Consider the following 22,259-nt stretch of genomic DNA (forward strand, 5'->3'; position numbering starts at 1 on the left):
ATAAAAGTATGTTAGAACAAACTTGGAGATGGTATGGGCCCAAAGACCCAGTTTCTCTTTTAGATATTAAACAGGCCGGAGCTACAGGCGTAGTTTCTGCACTGCACCACATACCTAACGGAGAGGTTTGGCCAGTTTCAGAAATACAAAAGAGAAAAGAGCGTATTGAAGCAGCCGGGCTTACTTGGTCCGTAGTAGAAAGTGTACCCATACATGAATCTATCAAAACTCAAGCAGAAGGTTATATGACCTATGTAGAAAACTACAAAGAAACTTTAACTAATTTAGGTTCATGTGGTATAGATATCGTGTGTTACAATTTCATGCCCGTATTAGATTGGACCCGTACAGACTTAGAGTTTGAAATGGAAGACGGCTCTACAGCATTACGTTTTGAGGCAAAGGCCTTTGCGGCATTTGAGCTTTTTTTACTCAAAAGACCAGGTGCGGAAAAGAGTTATACAAAACAGGAAATTTCCACAGCTAAAAGCTATTTTGATTCACTTAGCGATGATGATAAAGAGAAACTGACCAAAAATATAATCGCCGGTCTTCCTGGTGCAGAGGAGGGTTATACTTTAGACGAATTCAATAATATTTTAACAACCTACAATGATATTACGCCATTAGACCTAAAAAAGCATTTATATGAATTTTTAGGACATATTATTTCTACGGCAGAAAAAGCAAAGATTTTGATGTGTATACATCCAGATGACCCGCCTTACCCAATACTTGGATTACCTAGAGTTGTAAGTACACAACAAGATATACTTGAATTATATAGGGCTATAGACAGCCCCAACTGTGGCCTCACATTTTGCTCAGGCTCTTTTGGTGTATTAGAGAATAACGATCTTCCTGAAATGGTTAAACGTTTAGCTGATAGAATACATTTTATTCATTTAAGAAGCACCAAACGAGATAGCGAAGGAAATTTTCATGAAGCTAACCATCTTGAAGGTGATGTAGATATGTACGCTGTAATGAAAGCGTTGATTCTAGAACAGGAAAAAAGAAAAAAAGTAGGCAGAAAAGATATAAGAATGCCTATGAGACCAGATCATGGTCATAAAATGTTGGACGACTTGACCAAAAAGACCAACCCGGGCTATTCTGGTATTGGTAGATTAAGGGGTTTAGCAGAATTACGTGGGCTTGAATTAGGAATAAGAAAATCAATACTAAACTAATATTTAAAAATAGAAAAATGTCAATATCATACGAAACTAGATATGCTTCTAATCCAGAAGCTGTAAAAAAATACGACACTACTGAACTACGCGAAGAGTTTTTGATCAACAACTTAATGCAAGAAGGAAAAATCAATCTTACCTATACACATTATGACAGATATATTGCCGGATCGGCCGTACCTGTTGAACCTCTAAAATTAGAGGCCATAGACCCATTAAAATCCGAATATTTTCTTGATCGTAGAGAACTAGGTATCATAAACGTAGGCGGCTCAGGTACTGTAGAAGTGGATGGCACCATATATAATTTAAACCATAAAGATGCGCTTTACATTGGTATGGGGGCAAAAGAAGTTACTTTCAAAAGTGATGACGTAAAAAATGTAGCAAAGTTTTATTTGAACTCCGCACCAGCTCATACATCATACCCTACTAAGAAAGTAAGTCTTGCCGATGCTAACAAACTAGAACTTGGCTCTTTAGAAACAGCTAATCATAGAACGGTTAGCCAAATGATTATTGGTGGCGTAGTAACTACTTGTCAGTTACAAATGGGAATGACAGAGTTAAAAACCGGTAGTGTATGGAATACCATGCCTGCTCACGTACATGACAGAAGAATGGAGGTTTACTTCTATTTAGATGTACCAGAAGAACAGTCTGTATGTCATTTCATGGGACAACCACAAGAAACCCGTCATATATGGATGCAAAACCACGAAGCCGTTATTTCACCACCATGGTCAATTCACTGTGGTTCAGGCACATCTAACTATACATTTATCTGGGGTATGGCCGGTGAGAATTTAGATTACGGGGATATGGATGTAGCCAAAATAACTGAGTTAAGATAAATATATGAGTATAGAACTTTTTAATCTAAAAGGAAAGATTGCTTTAGTAACCGGTAGTACCCATGGTCTTGGTATGGCCATGGCCAAAGGTTTAGGTAAAGCTGGTGCAACCATTGTAGTCAACGGAAATTCATCTCAACAAAAAATTGATGATGCCGTAGCCCTTTACAAAAATGAAGGCATTAATGCGGTTGGCTACAAATTTAACGTAGCAGATGAAACTCAAGTAATCAATGCCATAAATGCTATTCAAAACGAAATTGGTCCAATTGATATATTGGTGAACAATGCAGGTATTATAAAGAGAACACCATTAGAAGAAATGGAAGTAGCAGATTTTAAGCAGGTCATTGATATTGATTTGGTTAGTCCTTTCATAGTATCTAAACATGTAGTCAAAGACATGATTGCTAGAAAGCAAGGTAAAATCATAAATATTTGTTCTATGATGAGTGAGCTTGGTCGTAATACGGTTGGGGCATATGCTGCTGCAAAAGGCGGATTAAAAATGCTTACACAAAATATGGCGACCGAATGGGCTAAACACAACATTCAGACCAATGGTATCGGTCCGGGGTATTTTGCTACTTCCCAAACTGCGCCTATTAGGGTAGATGGTCATCCATTTAATGATTTTATCATCAACAGAACACCGGCTGCAAAATGGGGCGACCCAGATGATTTGGCAGGAGCCGCAATTTTTTTGGCTTCTAAGGCAAGTGATTTTGTTAATGGTCACGTAGTTTATGTTGATGGCGGAATTTTAGCCACTATCGGCAAACCAAGTAACGAAGATTAAACCCAAAAACTATGAGAAAATCCATCCTTTTATTTAGCTTCTCTTTTTTATTTCTATTATTTTCTTGCAAAGAACAAGGCAAATCCTATCCTCAAATAATTATTGAAAATACTGCCGAGGCAGATCGTTCTTTAGAAACTGTTTCTATTGATTTAGATGCACTTAAATTTGAGAACAAAGAACAAGAGATTGTAATTCGCGATTTTGATTCAAAAGAGGAAGTAACATCACAAGTTGTAGACAATGATGGGGATAAAAGGATGGATCATCTTCTGTTTCAACCCGAAATACCGGCAAGAAGCAAAAAGACATTTGAAGTTATCTTTAAAAAAAAGTCGAAAGAAACAGATAGTATCCCATCATGCTATTCAAGGTTTGTACCTGAAAGAACAGATGATTACGCATGGGAAAATAATAGAGTAGCTTTTAGAACTTATGGTCCGGTTGCACAAAAAATGAAAGAAGATGGTATTAAAGGTGGTACGCTATCTAGCGGCATAGACGCTTGGTTAAAAAGGGTAGATTATCCTATAATTAATAAATGGTACCATAAAGAACTAAATACCGAAGGTAGTTATCATAAAGATAATGGTGAAGGTCTAGATAATTTTCATGTAGGTGTTAGCCGAGGTGTTGGCGGTATAGCAAAGAAGGTCGATTCAATTTATTATTTCTCCAAAAATTTCACCGCATGGAAAACCATTACAACCGGTCCAATTAGAACAAGTTTTGTTTTGTCCTACGAAAATTGGGATGCAAATGGAAATATGATTTCCGAGGAAAAGAAAATCTCACTTGATTATGGCAGTAACCTCTCAAAATTTGAGATTACAATAAAAGGCACCGATACTATTTCAGCAGGACTTACACTTCATGATAAGGACGGAGAAATTGCGGTGAACGAGCAAAACGCTTGGATTAGTTATTGGGAGCCCCATGAAGATTCTGAGTTGGGTACAGCAATTATAGTGCCTGATAACATGATCGGGTATGAGCATTATTTAACTTCCAAAAAAGATGAAAGCAACCTCTATACACACATAAAAGTTACAAATAATAAGGTCATTTATTACGCAGGTTTTGGTTGGAAAAAAAGCAATCAATTCAAGTCGCAAGAAGCGTGGAACAGCTATTTAAATTTGTTTTCAGGTCGACTTAGAAATCCATTAAAAGTTACAGTAAAACAGTAAACTATTTTTTAGCTATTTAAAATTTACCACATAGTACAGGATACTGTATGTTCTTCAAAACAGTAAATTTAAATGAACTCTAAGAATTTAAAATGTCAAAAAATGCAATAAACGAAACCTATGATGCGATAGTAGTAGGTACTGGTATCAGTGGTGGTTGGGCTGCAAAAGAATTATGTGAAAAAGGTTTAAAAACACTTGTTTTGGAACGAGGAAGAATGGTTAACCATGTTATAGACTACCCTCACATGCACCTAGACCCTTGGGATTTGCCACATGCGGGAACCATGACCGCTAAAACAAAAGCCAAATATCCAAAACAATCTCGTTGGAAAATAGATGAGACTACTAGACATTTTTTCAATGATGATTCTGAATATGATTATGATGAAGCCAAACGTTTTGATTGGATTAGGGGTACTCAAGTTGGTGGGCGTTCATTAATTTGGGGCAAGCAAACCTACCGATGGTCAGATTTAGATTTTGAGGCAAATGCAAAAGATGGTGTTGGGGTTGATTGGCCCATTCGTTATAAAGACATAGAACCTTGGTACGAATATGTCGAAAAACATGTAGGCATTAGTGGTGAAGCTTTAGGCTTACCACAATTGCCCGACAGTATTTTCTTGAAACCAATGGAATTAAATTGTGTAGAAAAACATCTAAAAGAGGGTATTGCAAAAAATTATAGCGACAGAGTACTAACCATAGGCCGTGTTGCCCATATTACCGAAGGTTCAAAACCAGGTGCTGGTAGAGGAACATGCCAATACAGAAATAGATGCAAACGTGGGTGTCCCTATGGAGCTTACTTTAGCTCAAATTCATCAACGCTACCTATGGCCGAGGCAACAGGTAACATGACATTAAGACCAAATTCAATTGTTTCTGAGGTATTATACAATAAAGATAAAAAGAAGGCCACTGGTGTTCGTGTAATCGATAGAAATACAAAAGAGGTATTAGAATTTAAAGCAAATGTTATTTTTTTATGTGCTTCTTCTATGGCTTCAACTGCAATATTAATGCAATCAAAATCAGAAACTTTCCCTAACGGTATGGGTAATGCTAGTGGTGAACTAGGCCATAATATAATGGATCACCAATTGGGTGGCGGAGCTTCCGCAAAGATTGATGGTTATGAAGACAAGTATTATAAAGGCAGAAGGCCTAATGGTTTTTATATTCCTAGATTCAGAAATATTAATTCTAAATCTGAGAAAACAGACTTTATAAGAGGTTACGGTTATCAAGGAGGAGCAAGCCGTAGCGATTACGGAACCATAATTCCTGAATATAATTATGGTGCAAAATTTAAAGAAGCTATGCTAGAACCCGGCGGTTGGAGAATCAATCTTGGGGGGTTTGGCGAAGTATTACCTTACCATGAAAATCATATGTGGCTTAATTATGACAAACTAGATCAATACGGTTTGCCTACCATAGTTTTTGACGCAGAATTCAAGGAAAATGAAAAATTAATGAAAAAAGACTGGGTAATCCAAGCCCAAGAAATGCTTGAAAATTCTGGATTTAAAAATGTCAGAGAAAGCAAAAGAGAATCTCATATGGGTGGTGGTATTCATGAAATGGGAACTGCTAGAATGGGCCACGATCCAAAAACATCTGTACTTAATAAACATAATCAGTTACATGAAGTAAAAAATGTTTATGTAACCGATGGGGCCTGCATGACATCATCTGCAAATCAAAATCCATCATTAACATATATGGCATTAACTGCTAGAGCAGCGAACCACGCTGTTGAAGAGTTAAAGAAACGTAATCTTTAATAGATTTATCGATTACTTATATTATGCGGATAAGCCAGTAAATAAGTTAAAAATTATTTACTGGTGTCTGCCGCTAAGTTTTTCCATAGCTTTCATAACTATAATACCTTCGTCTGTCGTACAAGGATTTTCTGATATGCCAAGAAAATAAGATACTACAGAGGTAATCATTGGCTCCTGTATATGTTTAGGGTTTGTAAATTTAAAAACCTCTTCTTTATCATTGGTTCTAATTAGAATACTATCCCCATAAAAAGAAAAACGAATACTACCTAAAGTACCATAAATGACGCATTGTTCTTTACTATAAGTTTCAGCGCCTACAAAGCTCCAAACTCCTCGAAACTGGACTCCACTTTTAAACTCTATAATGCCGTTTACAGTATCTTCTACCATTTCTTTGGCACTTTGAGTGGATGACCCTGTAACACTTTTAAATGCCCCAAAATAATGATACATTAAATCAATTTGATGCGGTGCAAGGTCATAGAACAACCCACCACCGGAAACATGGGGGTTTAAACGCCAATTTTCCTCGGACTGTGCTACTATTTTAGATTTCCTCGGCTGTAGAATTTGTATATCGGCAATCAATATCTGACCTATGGCATTAGATTCGATTAGCTCTTTCACTTTAAGAAAAGCTGGTAATTTTCTTCTATAATGAGCTACACACAATTTACCTCTTGACTGTTTTAATGCACTACCAATTTTCTCGGCTTCTACAGAAGTTAAAGCCATCGGTTTTTCTAGGTAAACATTTTTATGTAAGCTTAAAGCCTTTAATGCATACTCTAAATGTGTAGAGGGTGGTGTGGCAATGTATATGGAGTTGATCTCATCATTCTTCAATAACTCATCAGCATCATCTGTCCAGTAAGGTACATTATGTCTATCAGCAAAATCTTTTGCTTTTGCACCATTACGTCGCATGACGCCTATTAATTTAGAATTATCGATTCTACTAAAAGCCGGACCGCTTTTTACTTCAGCAACGTCTCCACAACCAATTATACCCCATTTTATTACATTCATAAAAGTTGTTATAGTTAAAAACAATTCAAATAAAAATCGGATTTACAACTACAGTAAACCTAAATTTTCTTTTGAAACTTTTTGCTGAACAGTAAAAACAATACACCACATAGCAACCATGCCGGTAATGTAACGAAAGATAAAAAGACTTCAAATTGAATAGATATAAAATAGAAAAGACCAAAACTTATACCCCATGCCAACAATACCGATTTACTAAATTTATCACCAGATATTTCTGCGTAATTCTTTACAATACCTGCTTGCTTATGAAAGAAATGTTCGAATACGATTACCGCACCTACAGGAGCTAGAATGAAACCATATAATGCTACAAAATCCAATAGTTTCATGGCGAAAGCTGGAAAAAGACCAGCAACGGTAGCAATAGAACCTGCTAATATCGTCACCCAAAAAGTCGATGTTTTTGGCATTATTGCCTGAAAGGCTAAACCAGCCCTATAAATTGTAGGATTAGCGGTTGTCCAACCTGCCAATACTACCGCAAGAATACCGAATACCCCTATAGCGTTATAGGCCAAAGGACCTGGAGCTACATTAGGTGCCTGACCTTGACTCAATAATGCCTGAGCTTCTGGCGATTGTACGTAAACGGCATATAACAAAGCAGCTGCGATCCACGCCATATAATGCCCCACATACATACCTGCAGCAGTTGTCCACCCAGAGCTTGCTTTATTTGCAAAACGAAAAACGGAAAGGTCTGACATACCAATATGCATGGCCCCGTTAGCAAACCATGACCAAAAGAAAACATGCCAAAACGTATATTTAATTTGACCAGGAAAAGGTTCGCCACCTTCACCCCATATATTCCAAAAATCTTGAAAACTACCAACGCCTAATTGCTGTAGTGCAACAAAACCACAAGCAACAAAGGCCAAAACTATTATTGGCGACATCCAGTTGGCTGCTTTTGAGACTGTATCATAACCTTTGGATGCTATTAATGATATTACGGCACCAATAACCAATACTATAATAATCCAAGTAGGTCCATTTGGTAAAGTATCTGTAAGTTTTGGCATCTCCATATCAAATGGAATACCAACGGCAGTAGCCGAAACGGTGATCATTGCACCTGCCAAGAAACAGAATAAAATACCGTTTGCCAAATTATAACCAATGACCAGTTTCTTACCACAAATTTTTTCCAGTTGATAATACAGGGTCAGTCTTCTTTTAACCGCGATTTCCGAGGTTAGAAAACGCCAACTCAATACTGCCATTAAATTTCCAAGTAATAGACCTATTAGTAAATCAAAGGCACTAACACCCGTAGTTAAAAATAAAGGACCAATTACAAACTCGGTTCCTGCGGCATGTTCACCAGCGTACATACCTAAAAAGCTTTTCCAACTTTTTAGTTTCGATTGTGGAACAGGTTCTCTTTCAAATTCACCGCCAGCTATTTCTTCAACTATATCTTCTTCGTGATGGTTTTGGCTCATAATTTTGGTTGGTTTTTATTTAATAAGGTGGTTTGGTAAATCTTCAACGCGCTCACAACAAAGTTGGTCCATTACTTGCTTAAACTGTGTTTTCAACATGCTAATGGTGTGATCACCTCCTTTATTTCCCAAGGCTCCAGTACCATAGACAAAAGAGCGACCCATAAAGGTGAATTTTGCACCACTTGCCATGGCTCTAGCAATATCTGGACCTGAACGTAAGCCACTATCCATCATCACCTCAATTTGATCACTGTATTTGGCAGCAATTTCCTGTAACGAATTAATGGTTGATTGCGCTGCATCTAATTGTCTTCCGCCATGGTTGGAAACAATAATTCCGTCAAAACCCATACGAATTGCATCTTGGGTATCTTGTTCAGAGGCGACACCTTTCAAAACCAATTTTCCTTTCCATTTATCTCTTATAGGTTTTATTTTCTCTTCATTTAACCTTCCTGAGAATGTTTTGTCCATAAAGGCACCTAATTGCTTTAGATTGAGTCCTTCAGGGGTATATGGCTTCAACGTTTCGAAAGTAGGCTGCCCATATTTCAGTGTATTATACGCCCAAGTCGGTTTACCTAAAATCTGCATAATGTTAGTTGCCGTCATTTTAGGCGGCAGTGCCAATCCATTTCTAAAATCTCTGGGTCTATAACCAAAAGTAGGTACATCGCAAAGTAATACTAAAACAGGGCAACCTGCAGCTTCGGCCCTATCAATAATACTATCGCGAATAGTATCGTCTACCGGATTATATAATTGAAACCAAGCATTACCTTCTGTAAGTTCGCTTGCCTTCTCTATATCCATTGTGGTTACCGTACTAAGTATAAATGGTATATTGTGCTTGAATGCCGATTTTGCCAAAATAGCAGGCGTATTTGGCCACATCAGGCCTTGCAAACCTACTGGGGCAATACCAAAAGGAGCATCGAACTCCATTCCCATAACCTTTGTCTTAATAGAACTTGTTCCATAATTTCTTAGGTATCTAGGTTGTAGCTGAACCTCACGAATTTCTGAGGTATTTCTAGAGATACTAACGTCTTCATTACAGCCGCCATCCAAATATTCAAATGCAAATCTTGGAATTCTCCTCATTGCCTTTAATCGTAAATCATCTACAGATGGGTAATCTGAATTGAATTCCTTTGCCATATAGTTTTACTTATTTTATAATAAAAGGCACGTGTTTTTTCAACGCGTAGTTCTTTTTTAAGAATTTTGAATTAAGCTTGGTATCCGATATAGCAATGGCAGCACCCAAAGCAGACCCTAAAGATGAGTCTGTGGTTCTTAGTTCCATATTACGTAGATAATGTGAAACTAACTTTATATAGACATCGTTATCGCTAAAACCTCCATCGATATACAATTTCTCTATTACATCATCGCCTGCCGCAGTTTTAATACTATCAACCTGTAATAGTACCAATTCAACCATCAACTGGTGGTAAGCATGCTCAAATTGATCAAAATTAAATTTGGTTTCCATTGGCATGTTTTTATCTTCTATACCTTCCCATTTAAAACAATAATTGAAATCTTTCATTATTGCAAAAAACGTATCATAACTAAAAGCGACCGATTTATGATAATCTTTAGGCACATTGAAATACTTGGTCAACTTTTTTACTTGTAGACTATATTCATTACCTAAAAATATACGACTTGCTTTAGCGGGCTTACCGTTAATTCGCATATAGTTTATACAGTTCTTTTCGATATCCTTTTCTGTCAAATGCTCTTGTGAGAAAGGGTTCAATGCAATACTCCATGTACCGGTAGAAACCAAAATAAATTTTTGTTTAATACTTCTTACATAGGGTAGCAATGCCGCAGAACTATCATGTATACCAACACCAATTTTAATACGCTTACCATTGTAGTTCATGTTTATACTTGTTTCAGTCGAAACAATAGGTGGCAGTATTCGATGTATACCTTCTTTATAGACCCAGGAATGATAATCTTTATCTGCATAATTCCACAAGCCTGTATGACAACCAATACTTGTGTATTCACTTAACGGTATACCCGTAAAAACATAACTTAAGTATTGTGGCAGATGTAATGAAAATGCGATCTTCTCATAGATTTCAGGTTTTGTATGTTTAATCCAAAACAATTGCATTCCAGAATTCAACATGCCCGAATCAGAAGAACCTGTAGCTTTTACAAATTCATTTTTAGGACCGTACTTTTTGTAAAAATCGTCCAAAACCTTTTCATCCATTGGTTTTGTATAATTATACAACGGAGTAAGCACTTTACCATTTTCGTCAAGGTGAACAAAACTGGCACCGTACGTAGAAAAGTTTATGGCCGTAATATTATGTTCCTTTGCATTAAGAATTCTATCGAAAACCTCTTTTAACCAAACCTGTAAAGAATGTAAATCTTCCGTTGGATGTCCATCTTCATCTACGATAGGTTCAAAACGGGTATATTCTCGATATATCTCTTGATAATCTTCATCAAACAGAAAAAACTTTTTATTAGTCTTACCTATATCAAATACTGCGGTTACATTAGTTTTCATAATCTTCAACTATAATCCCGATGCTACCGAGTTTACTCCTCTTTCTTTTATTAAACCTTCTCTTACTTTTAATGCTCTATAAGTTTCTATAGGATTGATTGCTCCTCCTCTAGAAAATCTGGCTTTTTCTATTAAAGGTCGCACATCTGTACGATATGCACTCTGAAGAATTTCTTGACATTTTACAACATCATTATCTTTCTGAGCTGCCGCTAATTCATTCTGATCTATTAACAATGCCTTTGCGTAGGCTTCCTGAATTGCTTCCAGAGATTGAATTAGATCTTCTAATGGATCTTTAATATTGTGACTGGCATCGATCATCCAAGCCGGATATGGATTTTGAGGGTTGTTTTCCATACCATATACCAAAGAATTGAAAATCAAGAACAATGAATAGGGTTTGATACTACCAACGGTAACATCATCATCACCATATTTACTATCGTTAAAATGAAAACCACCTAATTTACCCTTCATCATTAAAGTTGATACGATCTGCTCTATATTAGTATTTGGTAAGTGATGACCCAGGTCTACCAAACTGTATGCTTTGTCTCCACATGCATTGGCCAACATAAAAGAAGTTCCCCAGTCTTGAATTACAGTACTGTAAAAATTAGGTTCATAGGGTTTATATTCAATAAACATTTTCCAGTCTTCGGGTAGTGCCTTGTATATTTGCTTAACACTATCTTCAGTATTTTGAAGTACATGTTGAAAATTACTCTGACCAGGAAAATTAGAACCATCTGCCAACCAAATGGTCAAGCTTTTGGAACCTAACTTATTACCAATGTTTATAACATCTATATTATGTGCAATTGCTTGGTCTCTAGACGCCTTATTAATATTGGACAATGACCCAAACTTATAGCTCTCTTTAGCATTCGTTTGATCTTGAAAGGTATTGGAGTTAACAGCATCGAATATGATATCATGAGAGGCCGCTATTTCTTTTATTGCCTTATAATCATTTGGTACATCCCAAGGAATATGTAAGGAAATTGCCCCAGCGGTCTGTGTTAACTTGTGAATTATACCTACATCATCTATTTTTTGTTCTAACGTGCTAGGCTCACCTTGAAAACCAAAGCGACCAAATCTGGTACCACCTGCACCTAATGCCCAACTAGGAATAGCCACTTGAAAGTCTGCAAGTTTCTTTAATATACCATCCACATCTTTTCCTTGCTTAGACAATATATTGCCTAAAAAATTATATGTATCATCATGTAAGGACAGATGTTCTTTATTTATTCCTTCTAATTGATTTTCGTCTACTCTCATAAGTACTAATTTCCCATTAAAAATAAGCTTCTATAGATTTTCACCTATAAAAGCTTTTAAAAAAACTACAAACAACTACCTTACAAATGCGTTGGCCATACCGCCATCAACATTGATAATATTACCAGTTGATTTATCCAAAATTCCTACACAGGCAAAAACACCGTTTGCAATATCCTCAGGATAAATAATTTCATTTAATAAATTTCTTTTGGCGTAGTGTGCCGGTAACTCATCTACAGTTATTCCATAAGCTTTAGCACGGCCTTCCGCCCAGTCTCCTTCCCATATTTTACTACCAACTATAACCCCATCAGGATTAACAACGTTGACTCTAATCTTATCTTTACCTAGTTCGGCTGCCAACAGGCGGCTCATGTGTTGCTGTGCGGCTTTAGATGTACCATAACCTACATTGTTAGGACCTGAAACCAATCCGTTTTTACTCGCTATACTAATAAAGTTTCCACCCAAACCTTGATCTCTCATAACCGCAACTCCTTGTTTTGCTAGATCGAATTGACCTTTAACAAGTACGTTTTGCAACAAATTCCAGTCTTTATCCGTGGTTTCTTCCAATGGCTTAGAAATTGCCAAACCAGCGCTATGCACTACAATATCAACCCCGCCAAATTCTAAACATGCTTTTTTAAAGGCATTAGCTATAGACTCTGTATTTGTAACATCACATACGGCATAGCTTGCTACATCTCTTTTATATGTAGCCATACCCTCTTTTAACCTATCTTCAACGATATCTGTAAGTACTATATTGGCACCTTCTTCCGCAAGCTTGTCAGCAATAGCTTTACCAATACCACCACCGGCACCAGTAACCAAGGCTACTTTTCTAGACAACGGCTTTTCTTTTGGCATACGTTGCAATTTAGCTTCCTCCAACAACCAATATTCAATATCAAATGCCTCTTGTCTTGGCAACGATGTATACTCGGTTATGGCCTCTGCCCCACGCATTACATTTATGGCATTGATATAGAACTCGCTAGCCACTCTTGTAGTTTGCTTATTCTTTGCAAAACTGAACATACCTACCCCAGGATAAATAATGATTACCGGATTAGGATCTCTCATACCTGGGCTATTATCCCTTTTACAATTTTCGTAATATTCGGCGTATTCCTTTCTATAATTTTCAAATGCAGGAGTAAGTTTTTCCAGAACTTTTTCACTATCGGAAAGATCTTCACCTGTACCCAAGGTAAGAACTAATGGTTGAATCTTCGTTCTTAAAAAATGATCAGGACAAGAAGTACCCATAGGTGCAAGTCTTTCTAAGTCATTACTATTGATATATTCCAACACCACATCAGTATCGGTAAAATGACCTATCATTTGATTTTCAGAAGAACAAAGTCCTCTTAACAAAGGCATTAATTTTGCAGCTTTATCTATACGTTCTTCTTGAGGCAAGCTTTTCACTTTTTGCCCACCAAAAACACTGCCGTTTTCTTTAATCTTATTTTCAATATATTCCGAAGCCATCTCAATAACTTCTAAACTATTAAGATAACATTCGTAAGACGTATCTCCCCAAGTAAATAATCCATGGCTGCCAAGTACAATCCCTCTAATACCAGGGTTATCGTTTAAGCACTTTTCAAGTTGTAGACCTAAATCAAAACCTGGTCTTTGCCATGGCACCCACCCCATAGTATCGCCCCAAATTTCTTTGGTAACCTTCTCACTATCTTTGGCTGCAGCAACTGCAATCAAAGCATCTGGATGTAAATGATCTATATGTTTAAATGGAAGTAAACCGTGCAAAGGAGTATCAATTGAAGGAGCTTTGCTGTCCAAATCATAAATACAATGATTAAACAGGCCCACCATACGGTCTTCATCTTCTAGACCACCATAAACATTCTTCAAATTTCTAAGTCGCTCTGTATACAGTCCTGCAATACCAGCTTTTGTAAGAGTCCCAATATCACCACCTGAACCTTTGATCCACATTACCTCAACTTCTTCATTTGTAAGGGGATCTTTTTCAATGGTTTTACAACTAGTGTTACCACCACCAAAATTGGTAATACGAAGGTCTGCTCCTAAAATATTCGACCTGTAAAGAAACAACTCTACCTGGTTGTCCCCTAGTTCAGACGCTTTTGAATCGTCCCAAAGATAATCTACGTGCTTATATGTTTTGACCTGCATTAATCTGTTTTTTTAATTATGGTTGTCAACGAAAATAGAGCATGAATAAAAACAACGCATCCTGTACTATGCTGTTAGTTAATTTCTTCTAAAAAAAATATATAGTAAAAAAATTACATAAGTTTGAATATGATAAAACTACTTAATAACCTATTTTAGGTCACATAACTTAAACATTGCAAATTGAAAAGACTTGAGTATATATCCGTTGACACCGAATCTCGAATTCCCAAATACAAACAAGTTATGGATTCTATTATTAATAGTATTCATAAAGGCATTTTGGGTATGGGTGAAAAAATACCGTCAATCAATGAAGTTAGTGAAGAATATTTGCTTTCTAGAGATACCGTAGAAAAAGCCTATGGTTTATTAAAAGAACAAAATATAATCATCTCGGTTAAAGGCAAAGGGTATTATATCGCCAAAACCGACCTTACCGTTAAGGCAAAAGTACTTTTTCTCATCAATAAACTCAGTACTTATAAAATGAGAATATTTAATTCATTTGTAAATAGTTTAGACCCAAACACTCATGTTGATCTAGATATTTATCACTGTGAACCTTTAGTATTCAGCAATATACTTGACAATAAGAAAAACTTATACGATTACTATGTTATAATGCCTCATTTTAAAAATGAAAATCTTCAACACATGGGGTGTACAGACGATATACTTAAGGCTATCCATGCTATCCCAAACGGTAAACTTATCATTATGGATCGAAATTTAAAGAGTTTATCTAAAGAAGCCGGAAGGGTATATCAAGATTTTACCGAAGATATTTACAACGCTCTTACAGAAGGTCTAGAAAAACTATCCAAGTATAAAAAAGTAATACTCGTATACCCGAACAAAGGTGTTTATCCATATCCTAAAGGAATAGTAACAGGTTTTAAAAGATTTTGCATACAGCATGACATGGACTATGAAATATTAGATGAAATCTACGACAGTATGGAATTACAACTTGGCGATCTATACATTATCATTGAAGAATCTGACCTGGTCAACCTGGTTAAACAGAGTAGGGACAGGCATTATAAATTAGGAGAAGATATTGGAATCATCTCGTATAATGACACCCCATTAAAAGAACTACTTGGCATAACTGTTATCAGTACTGACTTTAAAAAAATGGGAGAAGAAGCTGCAAAAATGATTGTCGATAACAAAAGAGTAGAAATAAAAAACGATTTTAATTTTATTGATAGACATTCTGTTTAATTCTTGCACGCATAAAAACAACTAACTATCAACTATTATAACATTTGCCGTTATCATTTGTGATTTTTTTTTAAAGTAATAATGACCTAAAAATCGCTTTAAAAAAAACATGTTTAAATATCTAATTTTCAGATATTTAACTTGTATATTAAAAGTATATCTGTAATTATACATTACCATCCTTACAGTACAGTACAGGATGCCTTCACAACTTCTTGTTGATATAATTGTTAAGAATCTACTAATTATTAGGTCTATTTATTATTTAATACTTAATAAACAACTCTAATAATAAGATTTAGTCAATTTTAATATTAACAAAACTCAACTCAAAATGAAAAAAAAGTGTAACAAACGTTCGCGTATTGCTACCTTCTCTGTATTGGCTACCATGATTATGTTCATGACGGCCATTACATCAGCTTTTGCACAGGTAAGTACCGTAAGCGGGACTATTACCGACGTTAATGGAGAACCTTTACCCGGCGTTAACGTAGTACAAAAAGGAACAAACAATGGAATGTCCAGTGATTTTGATGGTAATTACTCCATCAACTTAGTACCGGGATCTAGAGTACTGACCTTCTCTTATATAGGTTTTAATACCAAGGAGGTAACAATTAATTCTTCTAATATAAATGTAAGTTTAGAAGAGGATACCGAGGCATTAGACGAAGTTGTCGTAATAGGTTACGCAACAGTATCTAGAGAAAAAGTACTAGGTGCTTTAAGTACCGTAAAGTCTGAAAAAATTGCTGAAGTAACCCCCTCAAATGCTTTTGAAGGTGTACAAGGTAGATTAGCTGGTGTACAAATTGCAAGCAATGGCGGACCTGGAGCAGGTTTTGATATTAGAGTACGTGGTACTTCTACTTTTAGTGCCGGTGGCACAGGTCCTTTATATGTTGTAGATGGTCAACAATTAGACAATATCGATAACATAGACCCAAACGACATAGCTTCTCTTGAAGTTCTTAAAGATGGCGCTACAACAGCTATTTATGGTACAAGAGGTGCAAATGGTGTTGTTTTGATAACTACAAAATCTGGTAAAAGAGGTGATGTTAGTATAGATGTAAATGTAGTAAGTGGTATTAACACTTTAAACGGAGCAATACCAGTTGCAAATACAAGACAACGTTTGTTTTACGAAGATGTAAGACGTAATGAAACGCAACGTCTAAATCCAACAGGTCTACAGAGAGATTCCTTGAGCCTTAGAACCCGTAATTCTTTTGATCTTCAAGAGCTCATTACAAAAGCTGGTATTCGAAACCAAGTAAATGTTGCTGTTAGCGGTGGTGGCGAGAAAATAAAAGCCTACTGGAACAACGGTTTTCTTAACGAAGAAGGTATTGTGATCAACAGCAGTTTTAAAAGAATAAATAGTCGTTTCAAATTAGACTTTACACCTAGTTCAAAACTAACATTGAGTACAAGTTTTAATGCCTCGTTTGAGGAATTCAGTGGGTTGAACGAGAATCAAGTTTTTCAGCAGCTTGTAGAACGTATAGCGTATTACCCTGTATTTGAACCCGACGGAAGTTTTACTCCAGAATTTGGTGGCAGACAAAACCCAATAGCCGAGGCTTCACTTAGACAGCTAAAATTAAGAACATGGAGAGCGCAAAGTTTCAACTCGATACAATATAAAATAACACCATCTTTCTCAATCAAATCTACGTTAGGTATCAACTTTAGATTAAGACGAAATAATGATTTTCAACCTTTATTGGTCTTAAATCCTAGAAACACAAGTCCTTTAGGTAGCCTTAGAGATAGAATAGATTATGATATTCAGCAAGAAAATTTTGTAAACTATAACAAAGATTTTGGAAAACACAGCGTTTCTTCTTTTGCCGGTATGCAAATACTTAAAAGAGTTGAGGAAAATTTTGGGATTTCAAACGCACTTTTTGTTTCAGAAGACGTACAGACATTTAATAACGTTGATCCTAACGGCATTGGTATTAATGGAGATCAAACTTTTAATACAAGAAGCAATCTTTACTCTCTCTTTGGAGGATTCAACTACGATTTCGACAATAGATATCTTATAAGCGCTACGCTTAGAAGAGATGGTTCATCAAGATTTGGTGATAATAAAGAGTTTGGTTATTTCCCATCTGGTTCTATTGGTTGGAGAATAAGTAACGAGCCCTTCTTTAAAAATAGCAATAGTAAGATTAACAACCTTTTACTAAGAGCCAGTTATGGTGAAACCGGTAATGATCGTATTGGAGATTATGAATTTACATCTGCCTTTACACCTGGTGCCGTTTACGATGGTATTAGTGGTGTTTCACCAACAAGATTAGGTAATCCGGAATTGAGTTGGGAGAGTACTGTAGCAACGAACTTTGGTTTTGACTTAGGAATGTTCAAAAACAGATTAACCTTAAATGTTGATGCTTGGAGAAAAGATACAGAAGATTTACTGGCAAATGTACCTCTACCTGAAGAATCTGGTTTCTCAGGTATAAGGCAAAATGTAGGCGCCGTAAGAAACCAAGGTATAGACATTAATATAGGAGGTGGCATTATACAATCAAAGAATTTTAGTTGGAACAGTAATTTCAATATTAGCTTTCAAGAAAATGAAGTTACTCAACTATTTGGAGGTACATCATTTCAATCTGGTGACTATTTAATTGAAGAAGGGCAGCCTATTGGTAATATTTATGGATTTAAAAACCTAGGTGTTTTTCAATATGACGAGTCAAATGCTTTTACGAACGATGGAGTTCAGCTTACACCAAATTTTGATAATTCTGGAGAATTCGTTAATTACACTTTAAACGGATCTGAGTTTACTGGCGATGTTAACCAAATACGAAATGATGGTCGTGTAGCACAAGGTGGTGATATCATTTGGGACGATGTAGATGGTGATTTTGTTATAACAAATGAAGATAGACAAACCATTGGTAATGGACTGCCAAAGTCATTTGGTGGATTTTCAAATGATTTTAAATATAAAGACATTAGCCTTAGCTTTTTATTCGACTTCACATTGGGCAACGACACTTGGAGACGTTGGGACGAAGCTAGAAACGATTTAAATTCAGGTGGTGAAACACCGGCCCTGACCGTATAGAGGGTGCATGGTCAAATCCAGGCGATATAACAGTATATCCGAGATTGACAAGGGTACCACAAAACAGGGATCGCCCTAATAGTTTTTTCGTAACAGATGGTAGTTTTATAAAGTTGCGCTTTGTCAGATTAGGTTATGATGTCCCTAAAAAAGCTTTAGAACAATTAGGTTTTGTAAAAAAGTGTTCTTTTTATATTTCTGGTAACAATTTGCTTACATGGACAAATTATCCAGGGTTTAATCCTGAATTAGGTACAAGAGGCAATCCACTACAACCTGGGGTAGACAACTTAAGGTTTCCAAATGACCGTGAAGTAATTTTAGGCCTAAATCTTAAATTTTAAAAAAATTATAATGGAACTAAAGAAAATAAATAAATATATAATAGGTAGTGTTGCTCTTTTATGGGGAGCAATATCCTTAACATCATGTGAAGACCTGGTAGATGAGTCGCCAATAAGTGAAATATCACCAGATAATTTTTTCAGAAATAATAGTGATGCACTAGCATCGGTAATAGGAATGTATGATGGTATGCAACCTGCATTTCGTTTAAAGCACTATTATTGGGGCGAATTTAGAGGTGACAGTTATATTAATGGAAATGATGGCGCAAATGCAAACAACATTGAACTGACCACTAACGATGTAACATCTGGTAACGCCGGAGTTTTAAGATGGAACGATTATTACGATTTAATCAACAGAGCAAATTTAGTGATAGCCAATGTACCGAACATTAGTGGTTTTGACACAGATTTATTGGCTGAAGCTCAAGCTATGAGAGCATACGCTTACTTTCAGGCGGTTAGAGTATGGGGAGATGTCCCCTTATTTACCGAACCTGTAGTTGGAGCCAGTCCAGACTTGCAAAGACCAAGAACAGATGCTAATACAATAATCAATGAAGTCATTATTCCTGATATGCTTGCTGCAGAGGAAAACATGGGTATTTTGAGTAGGCCTTATAGATTTTCCCAAACAAGTATATGGGCTCTACAAGCCGAAGTATATGGCTTTTTAGGCGATGACGTAAAAACAAAAGAAGCTCTTTTGAAAATTGTAGAAAGTAACGAGTTTAGCTTAGTTACAAGTGCAAGAGATTGGCAAAATCTATTTTTAAATGATGACATAGACCCTTTTTCAGCAAATCCTACAAGTAACGGACCACTTAAAATACAACAAGGTCCAGAGCTAATAATGTCCATTGGTTTCAGTTTAAACGAAGAACCAGGTAGTGGCAATAGGAATAGAGCAGGAATTTTTAATGTATTTTTTGCTGGGATTCCTTCATTTACCCTCTCACCGGCGTTGGAACAGAAATGGCGTCAAAAATTCCCTATAGATTCTCTTGAATGGGTGACAAAATATCCAGACACGAATCCAGTATTAACAACAACAAATTCAGATGGTGAAGAAGAGTTTGTTTACGGTGATTATAGATACTACCTATCAAGAGAAGGTATAACAAATCTTGAATTAAAAGGTGTGGGTAATGCAAGAATGGCAAAATACAATAAAGCCAATTTCAATCAAACTTTAGACGATAGTGATATGGTACTATACCGTTATTCGCACATCGTATTGTATCTAGCAGAAGTAGAGAATAGATTAGATAATGAAATGAAAGCGCTAGAAATTATTAATGAGTTTAGAACTGCTAGACAATTACCTCTAGTTGATGCAGCTGAATTTGGCGCAACAAAACAAGAACGTGAACTTTTCATTTTAGATGAACGTCAACTAGAACTATTAGGTGAAGGACAACGTTGGTGGGATTTGAGAAGAACGGGTAGAGCTTTAGAAATCTTAAACCCAATTTTAGATACACTTACTGGCGGTAGAACCCTAACAGATGAAAGACTGCTTTTCCCAATATTTGATGAACATATAGTTGAGAACCCTTTATTGGAACAAACACCAGGGTACTAAAAAATAATTTTTTTTAAAAAATACACCAAAATGAAAAGAATAAAAGCAATAAAATTTTGTGGAACCCTTCTGCTAATGCTTGCATTTATAGGATGCGATATTGATTTGCAAGAGCGGTTTGTTTTTGAACCTGAAGTTGATTTAACAGACCCATATAGTGAAATTACTGCTTGGCAGTTTTTCAACACTTCTCAAGCATTAAAACTAAATGAAGATGGTACGTTAAACGGTGACGGTCTAAATTATTTTAAAGCCGCAATCGAGGCGGCAGGAATGGTAGACGAATACAACACCCCTAATGATGGCAGAACCTTCTTGATGCTTAATAACAATGCATTTGAAGGCAATGGCGATATTATAGCGTTAGTTACTGGTTCAGCCGATATTGAAGAAGGGGAAACACCTTCAGAAGTAATGGCAAGGGCAGATATTGATGTATTACGCTTAATATTACAATATCATATCGTTACCACTTATATAACACAAAACGACCCTCTTTTAGTGCGTGATGTTAATTATGAATTTCAAACACTAATCCCTGGTGAAGCCGGTAAAATTATTCTTAGAAGAGATAGTCAATTAAGAATTGATGTAAATAGATCTCCAGCGCCTTTACCAAGTACAGCGACAGGAGGCGGTAATAACGAAAGACTAAGAAACTATAATTATGTATTTAATAATGGTATTGGACATAGTTTAAGTGATCCGGTAAGAAATCAACCTTACCCGAGTCCAAATAATTAAAATGAAGTTCGTGTTGAGTTAGTTTTAAAAACCCTGTTTCGTAATTGAGCACTACGAAAAGGGTTTTTATTTTTAGTGGAGGGGTTAGGTGCCAATGATAATTTGACCATTTAACAAAAAATGACACTAACATTTTTGTATCTTTAATTAAAAGACGAAGTAATTTCCAATACTACCTTAAGATAAGTAGATAACAAATCGACAACAGTAAAAATAAAATTTCGCAGAACCTTCTGTATTCAGGCATTTTCAAAAATAGGTTTGAATCCTGTCGAGGTCACAATAAAAAGCCCCATATTCATATGGGGCTTTTTTATGCTTTCTATTTTTTTAACCGTAGTAGCAATTCTAAATAATTAAAAGTTTGCATAAACAATTGATACATCCATCCCATCTTTTTTTGGTCAATTGTCCGTACTATGTTTAAAATAAAAGTGGTTTTTATTGTAGCTGATAAAATATGTTCATTGCTCATTAATGTTTTTAATACATGCTTTGCATAATCTAAATACAAATTTTTATTCGCAAAAGATGTTACTTCAACCAATGCTGAAGCTACGACAGTAGCAGCAGAAACATCTTTTAGCGTATTTAATATTTCTGGGTCATAAAAATCCCAAAAAAGAATTCCTTCATATGGCCAGTTTTTGTGTTTCAAATAAAATTCAACAGAATTTTTCGCTTATTTCAAACAAAAAGAGTTGTTAGTATATCTATAACACATAGTAAACCCGAAAATACCCCAAGCCTGTCCTCTAGCCCTTTTAAGAATTTACCTCTATAATCCGACATCATTAAATTCATCAAGTTATTCATTCACCAAACTGTTAACGCTATGTTAACAAACAGAAATATAACATAAAACTTAATACTCCAATATAAAAAATAACATATTTTTAAATTA

17 protein-coding genes are annotated in these 22,259 nt (G+C 35.9%); 10 read left to right on the forward strand and 7 right to left on the reverse strand.

Annotation, left to right across the window (positions count from 1 at the left end; translation table 11 throughout):
- The first annotated feature begins 8 nt into the window (after positions 1-8).
- The 5 genes from uxuA (at position 9) to SJY30_RS09250 (ending at position 5,832) form a co-directional block, all read left to right on the forward strand.
- Positions 9-1,193 (forward strand): mannonate dehydratase, encoded by a 1,185-nt coding sequence (gene uxuA, locus SJY30_RS09230; protein ID WP_396635259.1) that lies wholly within the window; start codon positions 9-11, stop codon positions 1,191-1,193.
- Between the two features lie 17 nt (positions 1,194-1,210).
- Complete coding sequence (kduI, locus tag SJY30_RS09235) at positions 1,211-2,050, forward strand: 5-dehydro-4-deoxy-D-glucuronate isomerase (RefSeq protein ID WP_396635260.1); 840 nt, start codon at positions 1,211-1,213, stop codon at positions 2,048-2,050.
- A 4-nt stretch (positions 2,051-2,054) separates the two neighbouring features.
- Positions 2,055-2,849 (forward strand): gluconate 5-dehydrogenase, encoded by a 795-nt coding sequence (locus SJY30_RS09240; protein ID WP_396635261.1) that lies wholly within the window; start codon positions 2,055-2,057, stop codon positions 2,847-2,849.
- An 11-nt stretch (positions 2,850-2,860) separates the two neighbouring features.
- Positions 2,861-4,039: a DUF4861 family protein gene (locus SJY30_RS09245; RefSeq protein WP_396635262.1), complete on the forward strand. Its 1,179-nt coding sequence runs from the start codon at positions 2,861-2,863 to the stop codon at positions 4,037-4,039.
- Positions 4,040-4,131: 92 nt separating this feature from the next.
- A complete protein-coding gene (locus tag SJY30_RS09250; RefSeq protein ID WP_396635263.1) occupies positions 4,132-5,832 on the forward strand; it encodes a GMC oxidoreductase in 1,701 nt (566 codons plus the stop codon).
- A 57-nt stretch (positions 5,833-5,889) separates the two neighbouring features.
- Here the strand turns inward: SJY30_RS09250 and SJY30_RS09255 are convergent, their stop codons facing one another.
- From SJY30_RS09255 to SJY30_RS09280, 6 genes are all read right to left on the reverse strand, one after another.
- Positions 5,890-6,867, reverse strand: a complete 978-nt coding sequence (locus SJY30_RS09255; RefSeq protein ID WP_396635264.1) for a Gfo/Idh/MocA family protein — start codon at positions 6,865-6,867, stop codon at positions 5,890-5,892.
- 59 nt (positions 6,868-6,926) lie between these two features.
- Complete coding sequence (locus tag SJY30_RS09260) at positions 6,927-8,339, reverse strand: purine-cytosine permease family protein (RefSeq protein ID WP_396635265.1); 1,413 nt, start codon at positions 8,337-8,339, stop codon at positions 6,927-6,929.
- A gap of 15 nt (positions 8,340-8,354) precedes the next feature.
- A complete protein-coding gene (locus SJY30_RS09265) occupies positions 8,355-9,503 on the reverse strand; it encodes an alpha-hydroxy-acid oxidizing protein (RefSeq protein ID WP_396635266.1) in 1,149 nt (382 codons plus the stop codon).
- A 10-nt stretch (positions 9,504-9,513) separates the two neighbouring features.
- Positions 9,514-10,887 (reverse strand): FGGY-family carbohydrate kinase, encoded by a 1,374-nt coding sequence (locus SJY30_RS09270; protein WP_396635267.1) that lies wholly within the window; start codon positions 10,885-10,887, stop codon positions 9,514-9,516.
- Positions 10,888-10,896: 9 nt separating this feature from the next.
- Positions 10,897-12,177 carry a sugar isomerase gene (locus SJY30_RS09275; protein WP_396635268.1) on the reverse strand — a complete coding sequence of 427 codons (1,281 nt, stop codon included), beginning with the start codon at positions 12,175-12,177 and terminating at the stop codon, positions 10,897-10,899.
- Positions 12,178-12,252: 75 nt separating this feature from the next.
- The gene (locus SJY30_RS09280) at positions 12,253-14,352 is read right to left on the reverse strand and encodes a bifunctional aldolase/short-chain dehydrogenase (RefSeq protein ID WP_396635269.1); all 2,100 of its coding nucleotides are present in this window, start codon (positions 14,350-14,352) and stop codon (positions 12,253-12,255) included.
- A 183-nt stretch (positions 14,353-14,535) separates the two neighbouring features.
- On the opposite strand from SJY30_RS09280, the gene SJY30_RS09285 reads away from it, so the two are divergent.
- The 5 genes from SJY30_RS09285 (at position 14,536) to SJY30_RS09305 (ending at position 21,355) form a co-directional block, all read left to right on the forward strand.
- Positions 14,536-15,582, forward strand: coding sequence for a GntR family transcriptional regulator (locus SJY30_RS09285; RefSeq protein WP_396635270.1), 1,047 nt, complete (start codon positions 14,536-14,538; stop codon positions 15,580-15,582).
- A gap of 334 nt (positions 15,583-15,916) precedes the next feature.
- Entirely contained in the window at positions 15,917-18,679 is a 2,763-nt protein-coding gene (locus SJY30_RS09290; protein ID WP_396635271.1) for a SusC/RagA family TonB-linked outer membrane protein, read from the forward strand.
- A 44-nt stretch (positions 18,680-18,723) separates the two neighbouring features.
- Positions 18,724-19,023, forward strand: coding sequence for a hypothetical protein (locus SJY30_RS09295; RefSeq protein WP_396635272.1), 300 nt, complete (start codon positions 18,724-18,726; stop codon positions 19,021-19,023).
- Between the two features lie 10 nt (positions 19,024-19,033).
- On the forward strand, positions 19,034-20,611 hold the full coding sequence (locus SJY30_RS09300) for a RagB/SusD family nutrient uptake outer membrane protein (protein WP_396635273.1): 1,578 nt from the start codon (positions 19,034-19,036) through the stop codon (positions 20,609-20,611).
- 30 nt (positions 20,612-20,641) lie between these two features.
- Positions 20,642-21,355 (forward strand): hypothetical protein, encoded by a 714-nt coding sequence (locus SJY30_RS09305; protein WP_396635274.1) that lies wholly within the window; start codon positions 20,642-20,644, stop codon positions 21,353-21,355.
- A gap of 322 nt (positions 21,356-21,677) precedes the next feature.
- Here SJY30_RS09305 and SJY30_RS09310 read toward each other — a convergent pair whose 3' ends face one another.
- Complete coding sequence (locus SJY30_RS09310; RefSeq protein WP_396635275.1) at positions 21,678-22,013, reverse strand: hypothetical protein; 336 nt, start codon at positions 22,011-22,013, stop codon at positions 21,678-21,680.
- Positions 22,014-22,259: the final 246 nt, after the last annotated feature.

This window comes from Maribacter sp. R86514 (genome assembly GCF_044597005.1).
In the GTDB taxonomy this organism is placed as follows: domain Bacteria; phylum Bacteroidota; class Bacteroidia; order Flavobacteriales; family Flavobacteriaceae; genus Maribacter.